Here is a 15,388-nt window from a genome sequence, read left to right as displayed (position 1 = left end):
ACGAGGCGACCCATTCGAATATCCATTCGAATAGGTCGGGGAGTGGCTCTTACTGACCGAACGAGACGCTGGGGCGGCTCAGGCTCGGTGGCAGGACGGTCGGCCAGGAGCGCTTCGCGGAGACCTGGAGATGCCCGTAGACCTTGCGTCCGTCACAGTGAGCGACGATGTCGTACGTCCCGTCCGCGACGCCCCGCCGGACCGTCGCGAAGCCGTGGCCGTTGTCGGCCTCCGCGGCCAGCGCGATGTCCTTGACAAACGCCCTGGAGGTCACCCAATGCCTGCCGCGGCCCGGGGCGCAACCGGGAACGCTCAGCTCCACCCGCTGCCCGGGACGGGCGAGATTGGGGTCGGCGTCGACGCCGTTCGATCCCCCGGCCGTCGCCTCGCCCGCGGCGGGGGCGAGGAGCCCCGCGGCCACGAGGGCCGCGCCCAACGCGCTGATGCTGAGCAGGCGCAACGGCTTCTCCTCGGTATGAGCGGGCGGCGGGGGTGTGACGTCCGGCACTCTAGTGGCTACGCGCCGGTTGACAATAGAGATGCTCAGATACCCGGAGAAGTTGCCTCTCAGGGGGCGGCGATGGTGGGCAGATGCCAGGTCGGGCCGAGGTCAGGTTGACTCGACGACCGGCTCCAGAGGCGCCGGCGTCCTGGCCGCGCGGCGGGTGCGGTGCCCCGCCCGTACCCCGTCGGCGGTGAGGATGACCAGCGCCGCCCAGACGAGGAGGAAGCCCGCCCAGCGGCTCGGCGGCATCTCCTCGTGCTGCACCAGCAGGCCGATGAGGAACTGCAGGGCGGGCGCCAGGTACTGGAGCATGCCGATCGTGCTCAGCGGGATCCGTACCGCGGCGGCGTTGAAGAGCATCAGCGGGATAGCCGTCACCAGCCCCGCGCAGGCGAGCAGCGCCGCCTGCCCGAGGCCCTCGTGCCCGAACGTCGCGTCGCCCTGCGCCTGGAGCACGATCGCGTACGCGAGCGCGGGCACGAAGAGCACGGTCGTCTCGACGGTGAGGCTCTCCGCGGACGGCATGTTGGCGAACTTCTTGAGCAGCCCGTACGTACCGAACGAGAAGGCCAGCACGAGGGCGATCCAGGGGAGCCGGCCGTAGTCGGCGGTCAGCACGGCGACGGCCACCACGCTCAGCCCGATCGCCAGCCACTGCCACGGCCGCAGCCGTTCGCGGAAGATCACCACGCCGAAGAGCACGCTGATGAGAGGGTTGATGAAGTAGCCGAGCGCCGCCTCGATGGTGCGCCCGGTGTTGACCGCGTAGATGTAGACGCCCCAGTTGGCCGTGATCACCACCGCGGCGAGGGTGAGCACGCCGAGCGAACGCGGCGTCAGGCGCCGGATCCAGTCCCAGTTGCGGCGGATCGCGAGGACGGCGAGCACCGCGACCAGGGACCACATGATCCGGTGGGCGAGGATCTCGAGCGCGCCGGCCGGCTTCAGGAGGGGCCAGTAGAGGGGGAAGAGGCCCCAGAGCATGTAGGCCGCAATGCCGAATAACATTCCGCGACGGTTCACCACAGGCTGCACAGTATCAGGGCGTAAGTAGTCAAAACTGGCACGGTCATGACGCTCTGGAAGGGGGAGGCATGAGCACGCGCGACAGCTACGACGAGATCGCCGGCACCTACGCCGAACGGTTCCTGGACGAGCTCTCCGGCAAGCCGCTCGACCGCGCCCTGCTCGATCTCCTCATCACCCAGGTCGACGGCCGCGGCACCATCGCCGACATCGGCTGCGGCCCCGGCCACGTGGCCCGCTACCTGCACGACCGCGGCGCCCCCGCCCTCGGCATCGACCTCTCCTCCCGCATGATCGAGATCGCCGCCGCCGCCCACCCCGGCATCGGCTTCCACACCGGCGACATGCGCGACCTCCACGTCCCCGACCAGGCCTGGGGCGGGATCGTCGCGCTCTACTCGATCATCCACGTGCCGCCGGCCGAGATCCCCGCCGCGTTCACCGAGTTCCACCGCGTGCTCAAGCCCGGCGCGCCGCTGCTGCTCTCGTTCCACCTCGGCGACGAGGTCCGGCACCTGGACGAGATGTGGGACCACCCGGTGTCCCTCGACTTCCAGTTCTACCTGCGCCCCGAGATCGAGACGGCCCTCGAGTCCGCCGGCTTCGCCATCGACGCCTACGTCGAGCGCAGGCACTACGACCACGAGGTCGAGACCACCCGCGCCTACCTGATGGCCCACCGCCCCTGACCACCCTTCTGGATGCACGGATTCCCAGATCGCGAGCTAGCCTGAAGAGGTGTTCGGATTCGCGAAGACCGAGATGATCGCCCCGGAGAAGGCCCTCCCGGGACGCGACGAGCCCATTCCGGTGCCGGCCCGCCACGAGGTCCTGGGCACCCCGCTCGCACCGCCCTACCCTGAGGGCTCCGAGATCGCCGAGTTCGGCCTGGGCTGCTTCTGGGGCGCCGAACGGAAGTTCTGGCAGACCCCCGGCGTCATCTCCACCAGCGTCGGCTACCAGGGCGGCTACACGCCCAACCCCACCTACGAAGAGGTCTGCAGCGGCCGCACCGGCCACACCGAGGCCGTCCGCGTCGTCTACGACCCCACCAAGATCTCCTACGAGGAGCTGCTCCGCGTCTTCTGGGAGGCCCACGACCCCACCCAGGGCATGCGCCAGGGCAACGACGTCGGCACCCAGTACCGCTCCGCCGTCTTCACCCACGGCGAAGCCCAGGCGAAGGCCGCCGGAGCCTCCCGCGACTCGTACCAGAAGGTCCTCACCGCGGCCGGCTACGGCCCCATCACCACCCAGATCACCGAGGCCCCCGAGTACTACTTCGCCGAGGACTACCACCAGCAGTACCTCCACAAGGTCCCCAACGGCTACTGCGGCCTGGGCGGCACCGGCCTCAGCTGCCCCATAGGCGTAGCCCCCGCCGAGTAACAAACCACCGCAAGCCGCACGCGAGTAAGGGCTCCTCTTCTCGGCCGCTGCAGAGCCTTCATGATCCTTGGGTGGCTGAAGCTGGTCCCGCTGGGAAGCCAGGAGTAGATCTGGCTTCCATCCTTGGCGAGGGTTACCATCAAGTGCATATACCATCGCGGGTATGTCCCTGTGGGAGATCAGTCTGGAGCCGGAGGTGGAGTCTTGGCTAGAGGGCTTGTCCTTCCGCCTCTATCAGCGGGTCATGCGGAACGTAGATCACTACCTGGTCACCGGTGGCGTCCCCGATGGTGATCACGTGAAGAAGCTGCAGGACGCCGACGGTGTCCATGAGCTGCGTGTCGCACTTGATCGCACTACCTGGCGGCTCACCTTCTGGAAACCGGCGAGCCAGGCAATCGTCATCTTGACGGTCTTCCGCAAGACGCAGACGGGAACGCAGGCCGCCGACATCGACCGAGCGATGGCCGCAAAGAAGCGGTGCGAGGCGGAGCACGACCTGGCCACGACGCACTTGTTCGAGAGGAGTGAACAATGAGTCACAGCCGTTGGGAAACCTACAAGGCGAAGCGCCTGCGCGACATGGAAGCAGATGCGCAGCCTCACCCAGATTACGAGCAGGCAGGCCGTGACCTTGAACTCGGCGACCAGTTGCGTGCGATCCGCAGGCGTCGCGGCTTGTCCCAGAAGGTCGTGGCAGAACGGGCCGGGATGTCTCAGCCTGCGCTGTCGCGGATCGAAGGCGGCGGCGGCATCCCCGATATTGCGACGCTGCTGCGCCTCGGGGAAGCCATGGGGGTTCGTTTCCGCATCGAGCTCGTCAGCGACGAGGACGTCACCGAAGTTGAGCCCCTAACAGTGCATCACCGTCCGCTCGCAAACGCTTAGGATGCGCGCCTGGGAGACGACGGGAATGCGCTCACGCTCGGTAGCTGCCACCGGAGACTCCGTTCTATTGCCTCTAAGGCAGTACTACCACCAGCAGTACCTCCACAAGGTCCCCAACGGCTACTGCGGCCTGGGCGGCACGGGCCTGAGCTGCCCCATCGGAGTCGCTCCGGCGGATGGCTGATCCTTCCGGGACATCTGGCGGGCCGGGGTGCCAAGGATCTCAGGCACGGCTCGATCACCTGGAGATTGCTACCTGAGGTAGTAAACTGCGGGGTATGAGCGAGCCGGAGAAGGAGTTCGGGCTGGGTGAGGGCCCGGCGGTGAAGGCGAGTGTCTCGCTGAGGGCAGGGAACATCCGCGCCGTGCGTGAACGGGTCGGGGCACGAGGATTCTCCGCTTACGTCGACGCCGCCGTCGAGCGCCAGATCGAACGCGATCTGCTCGAAGAGGCGTTGCAGGCCAACGAGGAAGCAGCGGGACCGATCCCGCAGGTTCTCCGAGACGAAGCCGCGGACCTCTTCCGTGCCGTCAAGGCGGCGCCCGAACTGCAGGAAGGCGCCGAGTGGGCCGCGCACGAAGCAGGCTGAGCGCGGGCACCGTGATCCTTGACTGTGAGGGCCTGGTCAAGTGGTGCCAAGCTGATCAACGTGTCACGGCTCTGGTCCGTGAGGCTCAGGACAATGACTTCCGTGTGGTGGTCAGTGCCCTCACGCCGATCGAGGCACAAGACGTCCGGACCAAGCCGGAGAGGCTGCGCTGGCACCTGTCCAGGCTCCGGATCGAGCCGGTCACCGAAGAGGTCAGCACGGCCGCGGTGGACCTGCTGCGCACCCACCGGCTGCACGGCCACAAGTACGCGATCGACGCGGTCGTCGCGTCCACGGCGCTTCACTCTCCTAGGCCCGTCGTCCTTCTCACCTCTGACGAGGACGACATGGCGACCCTCTGCGGGAAGGCCGTTCGAGTCGTTGCCGTCTGACCTCCGTTCACCAGCAGAACCTTCACCAGGCCCCTAATGGCTTCGCCCCAAACCCCGATGAGGGCTTCGCCCCCCTGCCCCCACCCCTTCAGTATCAACAGGGGGCAGAGTGGTCTTGGGTCCTAAGCGGGAGGAGACGGTAGAAGTGCCATCAACAGCCGCCATCGGTTCGCCGGGTCGGACATGACGAAAGTCCTCTATGTGATCGCTTGCGGCGCCCCGGCGGCGTCCGACGTGGAGACCTTCGTCAAGCTGGCGCAGTCCGGGGGCTGGCGCGTCCGGGTGATCGCGACCCCGATGGGCGTCAAGTTCCTGGACCTCGACCGGCTCGCGGCCCTGACCGGCGGCCCGGTCCGTACCGACTTCCGCCAGCCCCACGAGACCTCCAACGGCCTCCCGCCGGCGGACGCGGTCGTGGCCGCTCCCGTCACGTTCAACAGCATCAACAAATGGGCGCTGGGCCTCGCGGACACCGTTGCCGTAGGCATGCTCTGCGAGCTGGCCGGCATGGGCGTCCCGATCCTCGCGGTCCCGCAGGTCAAGGCCGAACTGGCGAGCCACCCGGCGTTCAATCCCAACCTGGACACGCTGCGCGCCATGGGCGTCCACGTGCTCTTTGACCCGGCGGTGCACATGCCCGCCTGGGAGGTCGTCCTCGCAGAACTGAGCACCCTCCTCGACACCTGAGAAACCTCAAGGGCCCCCCGGCTTCTTCAGAACCACAGCAAGAGCACGACTACCGGATTCGCCTGGTGTTCGCTTTGGCGAGGTGTTGAAGTGGAGGGAGTGGTGGCAAGGGCCTGGCGGTGTGTGCCGCCGGAGGTGTTGAGCGTGATCGGAGGCGCGTGGTGGCGTTGCTGGAGATCAAGTTCTGGGAGCGCGGTGATTTCACCGTGGGCACCAAGAGTGCCGAAGGGCGGTGCACGTGGGGCGGCGACTCCCGCGCGGAGGAGCCCGAGTTCGCTGTGACCGACCGAAGGGGCACGAACTTCGGCGCCTGTGAGAGGCATGTCCTCAGCTACATCAGGGATCGGCTCAAGCACGGGCCCGGCGGCAATTAGTGCCTGGCTCGGTCGGTCGCACGTTGTGGAGTTCGGTGGACTCATAATGCGGGGCATGGAGTTGCGTTCGGAGTTGCTTCCTCCGGTCGTGGATGAGGGACGACGGCGGTTGCTCGGTGAGGAGATCGAACGGATCTCGGGACTCATCCAGCGGGGTGAGCCGGTCGATGAGGCGATCATGGTCTTCAACCGGGCGACCGGTCACTGCTATGGGATTCACGACTTCGCCGAGTACTGGGGGTCCCGGGACCTTGAGGACTTCGCGCTGGAGGCCGCACGTCCGGCGCGGCCGCAGGTGGTTGATGTCACGCGTGACGAGCTCGTCGGGATCGTCGACAGGATCCTCGCAGGGGATCCCGAGGTCGACTACTACCTGCGGCTTCTTGAGGCCAATGTGCCGCACCCGGGCGTTCAGGGGCTGATCTATCATCCGCCCGCAGAGCTTCAGGACGCATCGGCCGAGCAGATCGTCGACGTCGCTTTGGGGTATCGGCCCATCGCGCTCTGATTCGGGGACCGTGTCTCGCCCGTGGCGGGTGGCGCTGGTTGTGGAACGGGGTATGAGTCTTCATGCTCTGGAACGCCATCGGCTCACGAGGGGACTGTGATGTCGGACAGCAGGAAGGGCTCCGTGAAGCTGCTCTCCGGTGGGAATCCGCAGATCCCGAAGGGGGAGGGCGACGAGCCGGTGCAGGCCTACATCGCGGCCATGCCCGGTTGGAAGCGGTCGCTGGGCGAGCGGCTCGACGGCCTGATCGTGCGGACCGTGCCGGACGTTCACAAGGCCGTCAAGTGGAATCAGCCGTTCTACGGCCATGAGGGGGACGGCTGGTTTCTCTCGTTCCGCTGCTTCACGGAGTACGTCCAGCTCCAGTTCCATCGCGGGACGTCACTCGACCCCATGCCGCCGAAGCCGTCCAAGCATGACGAGGTGCGCTACTTCGACATCCGTGAGGACGACGAGATCGATGAGGGTCTGCTCGTCTCATGGTTCGAACAGGCGAGCGACCTGCCTGGAGAGAAGATGTAGCGCGGCCGCCGTCCTGTGGCGGTTTAGGCTTTCGGGATGTCTCGTTCCGGGGTTTTACGCTTTGTGGTCGGCTCCGTCGTCGGGGCGGTGGTCGTTGGTGTGCTGGTGGTCGTGTTCGTGCCGGTACGGGTCAGCTTCGGAGCCGGCAGCATGCGGTGTTCGGGATATGGGGCGGGCGAGCTCTGTCCGTCCGAGCTGTTGACGAACCAACTGGTCGGTACGTGCGTGTTCGTGGCGGCGCTCGTCGTGCCCGCGTTGGTGCTCTTGGGCTTTGTGGGTGAGGGGCGGGGCTGGGCCGCGGCTCGCGCGATCTGGGTTTCGCTGGTCGGTCTGTACTGGGTGGTGGCCCTGCCGTTGGGGCTGGCCATGCTGGCGGCGGCGGAGTACGTCGAGCGGTGAGTCAGGTGGTGGTGAGCCAGGCGTGGAGGGCCATGTGGAACTCGATGCGGTTGGCGGGGGCGGCGAGGTCGTCGCCGAAGAGGGCTTCGAGCTTGCGCAGGCGGTAGCGGATCGTCTGGGGGTGGACGTCGAGGGCCTGGGCGATGTTCGTCGCGACGAAGCCGTGGTCGAGGGCGGCGAGGAAGGTCTCGGCCAGGCGTCTGGCGTGCTTGTCGGGCTTGGGGTTGTTGACGAGGGGGCCGAGGCGGCGGGTGATGAGCTCGTCGGTGAGGACGCGGTCGCTGGTGAGGATCATCATCGGGAGATGGTCGGAGACGCTCACGAGGGTGCCGGCGGGGAAGACGCCGGCGACGGCCAGGTCGAGGGCGCGGCGGGCGTACGTCAGGGAGGCGGCGGCCTCGGCGACGGGGACGGCGGGGCCTATGGCGGCGGTCCAGCCGCGCAGGCCGTTCTCCAGGGCGCGGCGCCGTCCGGGGCCCTCGGGGTCGGGGACGACCAGGCAGGGGGTGGCGAGGTGGAGGCCGTTGAGGACTTCCGGGGGGAGCGACAGGGCGGGCCAGCGGCCCTGTTCGGGAAGGCGTAGTGAGACGACCGCGAGCCGGTCGGGGATCTGCCACCGGCATTCGTCGGCGTGTTCCTTGATGCTGCCGACGGGGGAGTCCGGGTCGATGATGGCGGCGGCGAGTTGGTCGCGCGCGGCGCGCTGGCCCTTGACCGCCATGGCCCTGCCGGTGCGGTGGCCCTCGGAGGTCGCCTCGGCGACCCGGTTGAGGTAGTCCATGACCGCGGCCGCGACCTGGGCGATGATGTTGGCGTCGACCTTGGGGTGTTGCTCGGCCGCTGCGGTCAGGCGCCTTATCGCAATGGCCGCGCCGTGCCGGAAGGCGGCCTGGGAGACCTCGAGCGTCAGGCCTATTCGTGTCTCGACCAGTCCCGTGTGACGGAAGAACTCCATCGTCTCGGTGAGCGGGGTGTCCTTGTCGAGGAGGATCTCGACGAAGCCCGTGATGGAACGTTCGACCGTGATCGGCAGGAAGTCCGCGTGCTCGGGACTGGTGATCTGCCGGTACTGGGGGAACTGGCTCTCGATCTCGTCGACCGCCTCGGTGACCGTGGCCGGGATCTCCCCGCGTATCAACGCGATGATCTCTGCGGCCTCGGCGTCCGTGTGGCTACGGATCAAGCGGTTGTGCATGGGTCCTCGCGTGATGCAGGTCACAACTGTGAGTCGTCATCACAAGGTACAGAGGCGTTGTCCGGTTTTGTACTCACGGCTCGACTACAGCGGAGCGGCCGTGCTCAGTTGAATGACAAATCGCGGCTGGAGTGACGCACTGCGACGCGGGTTGGTGCTCCGGTTGTTATCCGCTGCTAATCCTGAAGCCGAGGTTCGTCTTGGAACTTGTTCTATGGCGGTCCCGCGGAGGGGCAAGGTGCTCGGGCTTCCCGGTGCCAGACCCCCACCCCTCAGGAGCCGCTGATGCGATATCGATCCCTGCTCACCGCCGCCGGGGCGCTCGCCGCCACCGTGCTCGCGGTCCCCGCTCCCGCTTCGGCGGCGCCGTTCCTCTGCTGGGCCTCGGACGACCAGATCTACGCGGAGGCCGCCGGCGTCCAGGGCAACCCCGGCGACCTGCTGGCCTGCCGCGAGGTGAAGCTCGACGGCGTCTCCAACCCGCCCGGCCACAAGGCCTGGAAGGTGCGCTACGTCTCGACGGACGCGAAGGGCGCCAAGATCGCGGTGACCGGCACCGTCGCCGTGCCCACCGCCGCCTGGACCAAGGGCGGGTCGCGGCCGACCGTCGCCTTCAACCCGGGGACGCTCGGCTCCGGCCCGCAGTGCGCGTTCAGCAAGCAGGTCTCCGGCCAGTACCAGGACATGTACGAGGGCGACAACATCGCCACGTTCCTCAAGGCCGGGCACGCCATCGCCGCGACCGACGGCGTCGGCTACATCAAGGGCAAGACCCACACGTACGTGAACGGGCTGAACGCCGGGCACGCGCTGCTGGACGGCGTGCGCGCCTCCCGCCAGATCCCCGGCGGCAGCCTGAAGGCCGACGGCAAGGTCGGCATCTCCGGATACTCGGAGGGCGGCCACGCCTCCCTGTGGGGCGCGCAGCTCGCCAAGTCCTACGCGCCCGAGGTGAACGTCGTCGGGGCGGCGGCCGGCGGTGTGCCGGGCGACCTGCGGATCACGGCGAAGGCGCTCAACGGGAGCCTGTTCGCGGGCTTCCTCGCCGACGCGCTCATCGGGCTCAACGCCCAGTACCCCGAGATGCCGTTCACCGAGCTGATGAACGACGCGGGCCGCCAGGCCGTCAAGGACGTCAACAGCAACTGCCTGCTCGGCACGCTCGCCGTCTTCCTCGGCGCCAGGGTGGAGAACTTCACCACCGCCAAGCTGACCCTGGACCAGCTCTACGCGGTCAAGGGCCCCGGCGGCGTGAGCTGGGGCGAGATCGTCGACCGGCAGAAGGTCGGCGTCGGCATCGGGCCGGCGGGCTCGGGCGCCCGGTACGAGATCGGGTTCCCGGTGTTCCAGTACCGCGGCTGGCTGGAAGAGATCATCCCGCACGAGACCGAGGACGCGACGCGCGACGCGTTCTGCAAGGCCGGCATCAACACCACCTGGAAGAACACCTACATGTCGGAGCACCTGTCCACGGACTGGGCCGCGGCGCAGGACGTGACCACGTTCCTCAACGACCTGTTCGAGGGCAAGACGGTCAAGGGCGACTGCTGACCTGACCCCATCCTCTCCGGCCCGGACGCGACGACCTCTCCAGCGTCCGGGCCGGACGCGTTCACCGGCCGAGGCGGCCGATGACGCGGTCCACGTCGCCGCGTTCGGCCACGGGCAGCGGTGCGCCGACGCTCTCGCGGAGGGCGGTGGCCTCGGCCAGGTGGCGGGAGGCCGCGGTGAGGTCGCCGGCCAGCGAGTGCGCACCGGCGAGGCCTTCGTGCGCGAGGGCCATGGAACGCGGGTCGCCGGCGTTGACGGCGCACTTCAGGCTCTGTTCGTGGTGGCCGCGGGCCTCGCCGGCGTCGCCGCGCAGTTCGGCGATGAAGCCCAGCTCGGCGAGGATGAGGGCCTGGGCGACCTCGGAGTCGATGCCGCGGTTCCATTCGAGCCAGCGGTGCAGCAGGGGCTCGGCCTCGTCGAAGCGGCCCTGGCGGCGGTAGCTGAGGGCCAGGCCGAGATCGGCGAACTCCTCGCCCATCGCGTACCCCTGGCGGACCGCGTTCGCCCTGGCCCGCAGGTGGAGGTCGTCGGCCCGCGCGTGGTCGCCTTCGAGCAGCGCGATGCGGCCCAGCAGGGAGAGCTTGTCGCTGACGTCCGCCGGCAGGTCGAGGTCCTCGGCGATGCGGAGGCCCTCGCGGTGGAGGCGGGCGGCCTCGGCGTAGTCACCGGTGATCTCGGCGTGGACGCCCAGGGCGAACGTGGCGTTCAGCCGTCCCCACTGGTCGCCGAGCCCGGTGAAGATCGCCATGCTCTGCGCGCCGAGGTCGCGCAGGCCCGCCAGGTCGCCGTGCACGACGGCCTGGCGGGCCAGGACGTTGAGCGCGGCGGCGGTGCCCCAGCGGTCGCCCGTCGCGCGGGCCGTGGCCAGGGCCCGCGCGGCCCGCGTCTCGTCGATGGTCAGATCGCCGACGCCGACCCGGGCGTGCGCGAGGAACGCCTCGGCGTGCGGGGCGGGGGAGACGGCCGCGAGGTCCGCCGGGTCGGGGATGCCGCCGGTGCGCAGGGTGAACGCGGCACGCCAGATGCGCGCGGTCGGGTCGTCCTCGGCGGCGAGCGCGGACGTCAGGGAGCGCAGTCCTTCGCCGAGACGGCCTCGCAGCACCCAGTACCAGGCGAGGGAGGTGGCCAGGCGGACGCCGCCGCCGTGGTCGAGGGCCGTGCGCAGGTTGGCGGTCTCGGCGTCCAGGCGGCGCAGCCACTCGCGCTGGGCGGGGCCGCGCAGGTGGGCGTCGCCCTCCACGGCCAGGGCGGTGTAGTGGCGGCGGTGCGCGTCCTGGACGCGGGCCAGCTCGTCCGCCTCCTCGAGCTTCTCCCGGCAGTACGCGGCCACCGACTCCAGCAGGTGATAGCGGCCCTCGCCGAACGTGACGAGTGAACTGTCGACCAGGCGGGGCAGGACGTCCAGGACGTCCTCGCCGGTGACGGCCTCGGCCGCGGCCAGGGTGAAGCCGCCGCTGTGGACGGCGAGCCGGCGCAGCGTCCTCTTCTCGTCGTCGGCCAGCGGCTCCCAGCTCCAGTCGATGGCGGCGCGCAGCGTGCGCTGCCGGGCGGGGGCGTCGCCGTGACCGGTCTTGAGGAGACGGAACCGGTCGTCGAGGCGTTCGGAAAGCTCGTGGACGCCGAGCGAGCGGACGCGGGTGGCGGCCAGTTCCAGCGCGAGCGGGATGCCGTCGAGGCGGCGGCAGATCGCGGCCACGGCGGTCTCGTTGCCGGCGGTGAGCGCGAAACCGGGGGCCGCCGCGGTCGCGCGGGCGACGAAGAGCTCGACGGCGTCGGCTCCGGCGAGCGGCTGGACGTTCCAGAGCACCTCGCCCGAGACGTTCAGGGGCCGCCGGCTGGTGGCCAGGACGCGCAGGTCCGGGGCGGCGCGCAGGAGCGCGGACGTCAGGTCCGCGACCGGGCCCGCGACGTGCTCGCAGTTGTCCAGGACGAGCAGGGTGCTCTTGGCCTGGAGGGCGCCGGTCAGCTTGGCGGTGAGGCCCCCGGTGGTGTCGTCGCGGATGCCGAGCGCGGTCGCGACCAGCTCGGGAACCTCGTCGGAACGGGTCGCGGACGCCAGCTCCACCAGGCAGGCCTCGGACGGGGAACGGCGCGCGGTCTCGACGGCCAGCCGGGTCTTGCCCACGCCGCCGGGTCCGGTGAGCGTCACCAGGCGGCCGGCCGCGAGCAGTGCGCCGACCTCCTCGATCGCGTCCGCACGGCCGATCAGGCCGGTCAACGGCAGCGGCAGGCCGGTGCGCGGCCGCGGAGCGGGCGGTGGGGTGGGCGGAACGGGCGCGGCGGCCACGTCCTGATTGAGGATCGAGAGGTGGAGGGCCGCGATCTCCGGGCCGGGATCGACGCCCAGCTCGGTGGCGAGGCGGTGGCGCAGGTCCTGGTAGCTCGCCAGGGCGTCGTTCTGGCGGCCGGACAGATAGAGCGCGCGCAGGTGCGCGGAACGGAGCCGTTCGCGGAGCGGATGCCGGGACACGAGGTCGCCGAGCTCGTCCGCGAGCATGGTGTGCTCGCCCAGGTCGAGCCGCGCCTCGGCGAGGGCCTCGTGGGCGGTCAGGCGCTGCTCGTCCAGCCGGGTGCGCGCGGACCGGGTCCACTCCTCGTCGGCGAAGTCGAGGAGCGCCGGCCCGCGCCACAGGGCGAGGGCCTCACCGAGCAGCGCGGCGCGGTCACGCGGGTCGCCGGTGCCGCCGGCCTGGGCGACCAGGAGCTGGAACCGCCCGCTGTCGACCGCGCCGGGCTCCACGTCCAGCACGTACCCGGGCGGACGTGAGACCAGCAGCCGCCGCCCGCCCGGCTCGGCGGCCTCCAGGACCTTGCGCAGCTGGGACGCCCGCGTCTGGAGCGAGGCGGCCGGGTTGGCGGGCAGGGCGTCGCCCCACAGGACGTCGATCAGCCGGTCCGCGGGCACGACCCGGCCCGCGTCGACGATCAGCTGGGTCAGCAGCGCCCGCACCTTGAGCTCGGGAATGCGCACCTGCCCGCCGCCGGAATTCCACACGGTCAGCGGACCGAGCACCCCGAAGCGCATGAACCCGAATCTACCCAAAGGACCTGCCCGAACGCCGTGCCGTGCCCGCGCCCGCGTTCGCCTCGCGTTCGCCGGAGAAGCCGTCCTCAAGGTCGTTCTGGAGTCCGTCCTGAGTCCGCCTGGAGTGCCGCGGCGCACCGTGGGGCTCGAAAGGAGGGGCCGATGGCACGGATCGCGATCGTCATCGCCGGAGACGCCGACCACGCGGACCGGGCGGTGGCCGAATGGCTGGCCGGACGGGTAAGGCTGCGCGGCGGCGCCGAGGTGGACCTGCTCGACGTCGGCGCGGCCTGCCTGCCTGCCGCTCCGCCCTGCGGGCTGCCGACGCCGCCGGCGGTGGACGACCTGGCGCCGTGGCTGGACGAGGCGGACGGGTTCGTGCTGGTGCTCCAGGGAGGACCCCCGAACCCGGTGCGGCAGGCCGTCACCTGGTGCGCGGGGTGCTGGCGCGGAAAGCCCGCCGGGCTCGTCTGGTACGGGAACGCGCCGCCGGACGAGGCCGGGGTGCACACGCTGCTCGCCGCGGTCGGCGCCCGGGTGATCGGCCCGGCGGTGTGCTTCGCCGACCCCGGCCGGTCCGGCCAGGCCGACCTGATGCTCCACGACCTCATGCGACACGACCTCATGCGACACGACCTCACGCGACACGACCCCGTGCGCGACGACCTCAACCGCGACGAAACCCCCTGGAGGACCTGACATGTCCGCGACGACCGTTCCCGGCACCCGTGCCGGGACGAGGGAGTGGCTCGGCCTCGCCGTGCTCCTGCTCCCGACCGTCCTGTTGTTCCTGGCGATGACCGTGCTGTTCCTCGCCACCCCGCAGATCGCCGCCGACCTGGGGCCGAGCAGCGGGCAGCTCCTGTGGATCAATGACGTCTACGGGCTGGTGATGGCGGGCCTGCTGGTGGCCATGGGCACGGTGGGCGACCGCGTCGGCAGGCGCAGGGTCCTGATGTTCGGCGCCGTCGCGTTCGGCGCGGCCTCGGTGGCGGCGGCGTTCGCACCGGACGCCGGGTGGCTGATCGCGACCCGCGCGGTGATGGGCGTCGGGGCCGCGGCCGTGATGCCGTCCACGCTCTCGCTGATCAGCAACATGTTCCAGAACGACCGGCAGCGGGCCACCGCGATCGGCCTCTGGGCGGCGTCGGTGTCGGTCGGCGTCGCGATCGGACCGCTGGTGGGCGGGCTGCTGCTGGAGTCGTTCTGGTGGGGCGCCGCACTCCTGATCGGCGTGCCGGTCATGGCGCTGGTGCTGGTCGCCGCGCCGCTACTCGTTCCCGAGTACAAGGCTCCGGCGGCCGGGTCGCTCGACGTCCCGAGCGTGCTGCTGTCGATGGCGTCGCTGCTGCCGATCGTGTACGGGATCAAGGAGTTCGCCAAGCACGGCCTGAACGCGACCGCGATCGTGACGGCGCTCGTCGGCCTGGTGTTCTCGGTGGTGTTCGTGCGCCGCCAGCTCAGGCTGGCGACGCCGCTGCTGGACGTGCGGCTGTTCGCCGACCGCACGTTCAGCGGGGCGCTGGGCGTCTTCCTCTTCTCCGCGATCGCGCTCGGCGGCGTGTACCTGCTGTTCACGCAGTACCTGCAGCTGGTGGCCGGCCAGTCGCCGCTGGAGTCGGGGTTGTGGATCCTGCCCGCGGCGCTCGCGCTGATCGCGGTCTCGATGATCTCGCCCAAGGTCGCGCAGCGGGTGCGTCCGGCGTACGTGGTGGCGGTCGGCGCGGTCTTCTCGGTCGCCGGGTACCTCGTCCTCACGCAGGTGGACGCCGGGCTGCCCCTGCTGATCACCGGGTTCTACCTGCTCTACCCGGGCATCGCGCCGACGATGGCGCTCACCACCAACCTGGTGATCGGCGCCGCGCCGCCGGAGAAGGCGGGGGCCGCCTCGGCGGTCAACACGACGGCGAGCGACCTCGGGGTCTCGCTCGGCATCGCGATCCTGGGCAGCCTGGGCGCCGCGATCTACCGGGCGCAGATGCCGGACGACGTCCCCGGCACGGCCGCCGACACGTTGCCGGGGGCGCTCGCCGCCGCCGAGACCCTGCCCGACGCCCAGGCGGCCACGCTGGTCGACCAGGCGCGGGACGCCTTCACCGACGGGCTGAACGTCGCCGCCGGGGGAGCGGCCGCCCTCGCCGTGCTGGCCGCGGTGCTGGCGTTCACCCTGCTCCGCCGGGTGCCGGCCGCGGGCGCGGCCGGAGCGGCCGGAGCGGCCGAGGCCTCCGGGGCGCCGGCCGCCACCGGGAGGGAGGAGGGCGAGCTGGTCGGGGCCTGAGGTCCACGACGGCTGAAGATCAGGGCGGGCCCCGCGGTCGTACGCGGGGCCCGCCCTTG

The 15,388-nt window shown here is 70.2% G+C and carries 18 protein-coding genes and 1 pseudogene; 15 read left to right on the top strand and 4 right to left on the bottom strand.

Annotation, left to right across the window (positions count from 1 at the left end; genetic code table 11):
- Positions 1–49: 49 nt before the first annotated feature.
- A complete protein-coding gene (locus tag ABZ810_RS04645; protein ID WP_358399212.1) occupies positions 50–460 on the bottom strand; it encodes a hypothetical protein in 411 nt (136 codons plus the stop codon).
- 150 nt (positions 461–610) lie between these two features.
- Positions 611–1,513 (bottom strand): EamA family transporter RarD, encoded by a 903-nt coding sequence (gene rarD / locus ABZ810_RS04640; RefSeq protein WP_358399210.1) that lies wholly within the window; start codon positions 1,511–1,513, stop codon positions 611–613.
- An 86-nt stretch (positions 1,514–1,599) separates the two neighbouring features.
- Between rarD and ABZ810_RS04635 the strand changes: the two genes are divergently transcribed.
- From ABZ810_RS04635 to ABZ810_RS04580, 12 genes and pseudogenes are all read left to right on the top strand, one after another.
- Positions 1,600–2,220, top strand: a complete 621-nt coding sequence (locus tag ABZ810_RS04635; protein ID WP_358399208.1) for a class I SAM-dependent methyltransferase — start codon at positions 1,600–1,602, stop codon at positions 2,218–2,220.
- 49 nt (positions 2,221–2,269) lie between these two features.
- On the top strand, positions 2,270–2,920 hold the full coding sequence (gene msrA / locus ABZ810_RS04630; protein ID WP_358399206.1) for a peptide-methionine (S)-S-oxide reductase MsrA: 651 nt from the start codon (positions 2,270–2,272) through the stop codon (positions 2,918–2,920).
- A 163-nt stretch (positions 2,921–3,083) separates the two neighbouring features.
- On the top strand, positions 3,084–3,458 hold the full coding sequence (locus tag ABZ810_RS04625; RefSeq protein ID WP_358399204.1) for a type II toxin-antitoxin system RelE/ParE family toxin: 375 nt from the start codon (positions 3,084–3,086) through the stop codon (positions 3,456–3,458).
- Positions 3,455–3,808 carry a helix-turn-helix transcriptional regulator gene (locus tag ABZ810_RS04620; protein ID WP_358399202.1) on the top strand — a complete coding sequence of 118 codons (354 nt, stop codon included), beginning with the start codon at positions 3,455–3,457 and terminating at the stop codon, positions 3,806–3,808. Before ABZ810_RS04625 ends, ABZ810_RS04620 begins: the two co-directional genes overlap by 4 nt.
- A 79-nt stretch (positions 3,809–3,887) precedes the next feature.
- Positions 3,888–3,992, top strand: a pseudogene (locus tag ABZ810_RS04615) (peptide-methionine (S)-S-oxide reductase); the annotation flags it as partial.
- 94 nt (positions 3,993–4,086) lie between these two features.
- Positions 4,087–4,398: a hypothetical protein gene (locus tag ABZ810_RS04610; RefSeq protein ID WP_358399199.1), complete on the top strand. Its 312-nt coding sequence runs from the start codon at positions 4,087–4,089 to the stop codon at positions 4,396–4,398.
- Entirely contained in the window at positions 4,374–4,790 is a 417-nt protein-coding gene (locus ABZ810_RS04605) for a PIN domain-containing protein (protein WP_358399196.1), read from the top strand. Before ABZ810_RS04610 ends, ABZ810_RS04605 begins: the two co-directional genes overlap by 25 nt.
- A gap of 183 nt (positions 4,791–4,973) precedes the next feature.
- Positions 4,974–5,477 (top strand): flavoprotein, encoded by a 504-nt coding sequence (locus tag ABZ810_RS04600; RefSeq protein ID WP_358399194.1) that lies wholly within the window; start codon positions 4,974–4,976, stop codon positions 5,475–5,477.
- A gap of 161 nt (positions 5,478–5,638) precedes the next feature.
- Positions 5,639–5,851: a hypothetical protein gene (locus tag ABZ810_RS04595; RefSeq protein ID WP_358399192.1), complete on the top strand. Its 213-nt coding sequence runs from the start codon at positions 5,639–5,641 to the stop codon at positions 5,849–5,851.
- 55 nt (positions 5,852–5,906) lie between these two features.
- On the top strand, positions 5,907–6,359 hold the full coding sequence (locus ABZ810_RS04590; protein WP_358399189.1) for a hypothetical protein: 453 nt from the start codon (positions 5,907–5,909) through the stop codon (positions 6,357–6,359).
- 123 nt (positions 6,360–6,482) lie between these two features.
- The gene (locus ABZ810_RS04585) at positions 6,483–6,881 is read left to right on the top strand and encodes a DUF1801 domain-containing protein (RefSeq protein WP_358399187.1); all 399 of its coding nucleotides are present in this window, start codon (positions 6,483–6,485) and stop codon (positions 6,879–6,881) included.
- Positions 6,882–6,917: 36 nt separating this feature from the next.
- Positions 6,918–7,280 carry a hypothetical protein gene (locus ABZ810_RS04580; protein WP_358399185.1) on the top strand — a complete coding sequence of 121 codons (363 nt, stop codon included), beginning with the start codon at positions 6,918–6,920 and terminating at the stop codon, positions 7,278–7,280.
- 1 nt (position 7,281) lies between these two features.
- Here the strand turns inward: ABZ810_RS04580 and ABZ810_RS04575 are convergent, their stop codons facing one another.
- On the bottom strand, positions 7,282–8,463 hold the full coding sequence (locus ABZ810_RS04575; protein WP_358399183.1) for a helix-turn-helix domain-containing protein: 1,182 nt from the start codon (positions 8,461–8,463) through the stop codon (positions 7,282–7,284).
- A gap of 297 nt (positions 8,464–8,760) precedes the next feature.
- On the opposite strand from ABZ810_RS04575, the gene ABZ810_RS04570 reads away from it, so the two are divergent.
- Positions 8,761–10,026 (top strand): lipase family protein, encoded by a 1,266-nt coding sequence (locus tag ABZ810_RS04570; protein WP_358399181.1) that lies wholly within the window; start codon positions 8,761–8,763, stop codon positions 10,024–10,026.
- A 61-nt stretch (positions 10,027–10,087) separates the two neighbouring features.
- Here the strand turns inward: ABZ810_RS04570 and ABZ810_RS04565 are convergent, their stop codons facing one another.
- Positions 10,088–13,051: a BTAD domain-containing putative transcriptional regulator gene (locus ABZ810_RS04565; RefSeq protein ID WP_358399178.1), complete on the bottom strand. Its 2,964-nt coding sequence runs from the start codon at positions 13,049–13,051 to the stop codon at positions 10,088–10,090.
- A 162-nt stretch (positions 13,052–13,213) separates the two neighbouring features.
- Here ABZ810_RS04565 and ABZ810_RS04560 point away from each other — a divergent pair, with 162 nt between their 5' ends.
- Positions 13,214–13,750 (top strand): NAD(P)H-dependent oxidoreductase, encoded by a 537-nt coding sequence (locus ABZ810_RS04560; protein WP_358399176.1) that lies wholly within the window; start codon positions 13,214–13,216, stop codon positions 13,748–13,750.
- Position 13,751: 1 nt separating this feature from the next.
- Positions 13,752–15,329: an MFS transporter gene (locus ABZ810_RS04555; RefSeq protein WP_358399174.1), complete on the top strand. Its 1,578-nt coding sequence runs from the start codon at positions 13,752–13,754 to the stop codon at positions 15,327–15,329.
- Positions 15,330–15,388: the final 59 nt, after the last annotated feature.

Origin of the sequence: Spirillospora sp. NPDC047279, from assembly GCF_040643285.1 — a bacterium.
In the GTDB taxonomy this organism is placed as follows: Bacteria; Actinomycetota; Actinomycetes; order Streptosporangiales; family Streptosporangiaceae; genus Spirillospora.
The sequence above is the reverse complement of the archived record's forward strand: the minus strand, read 5'-3'. Positions and strand labels throughout refer to the sequence as shown.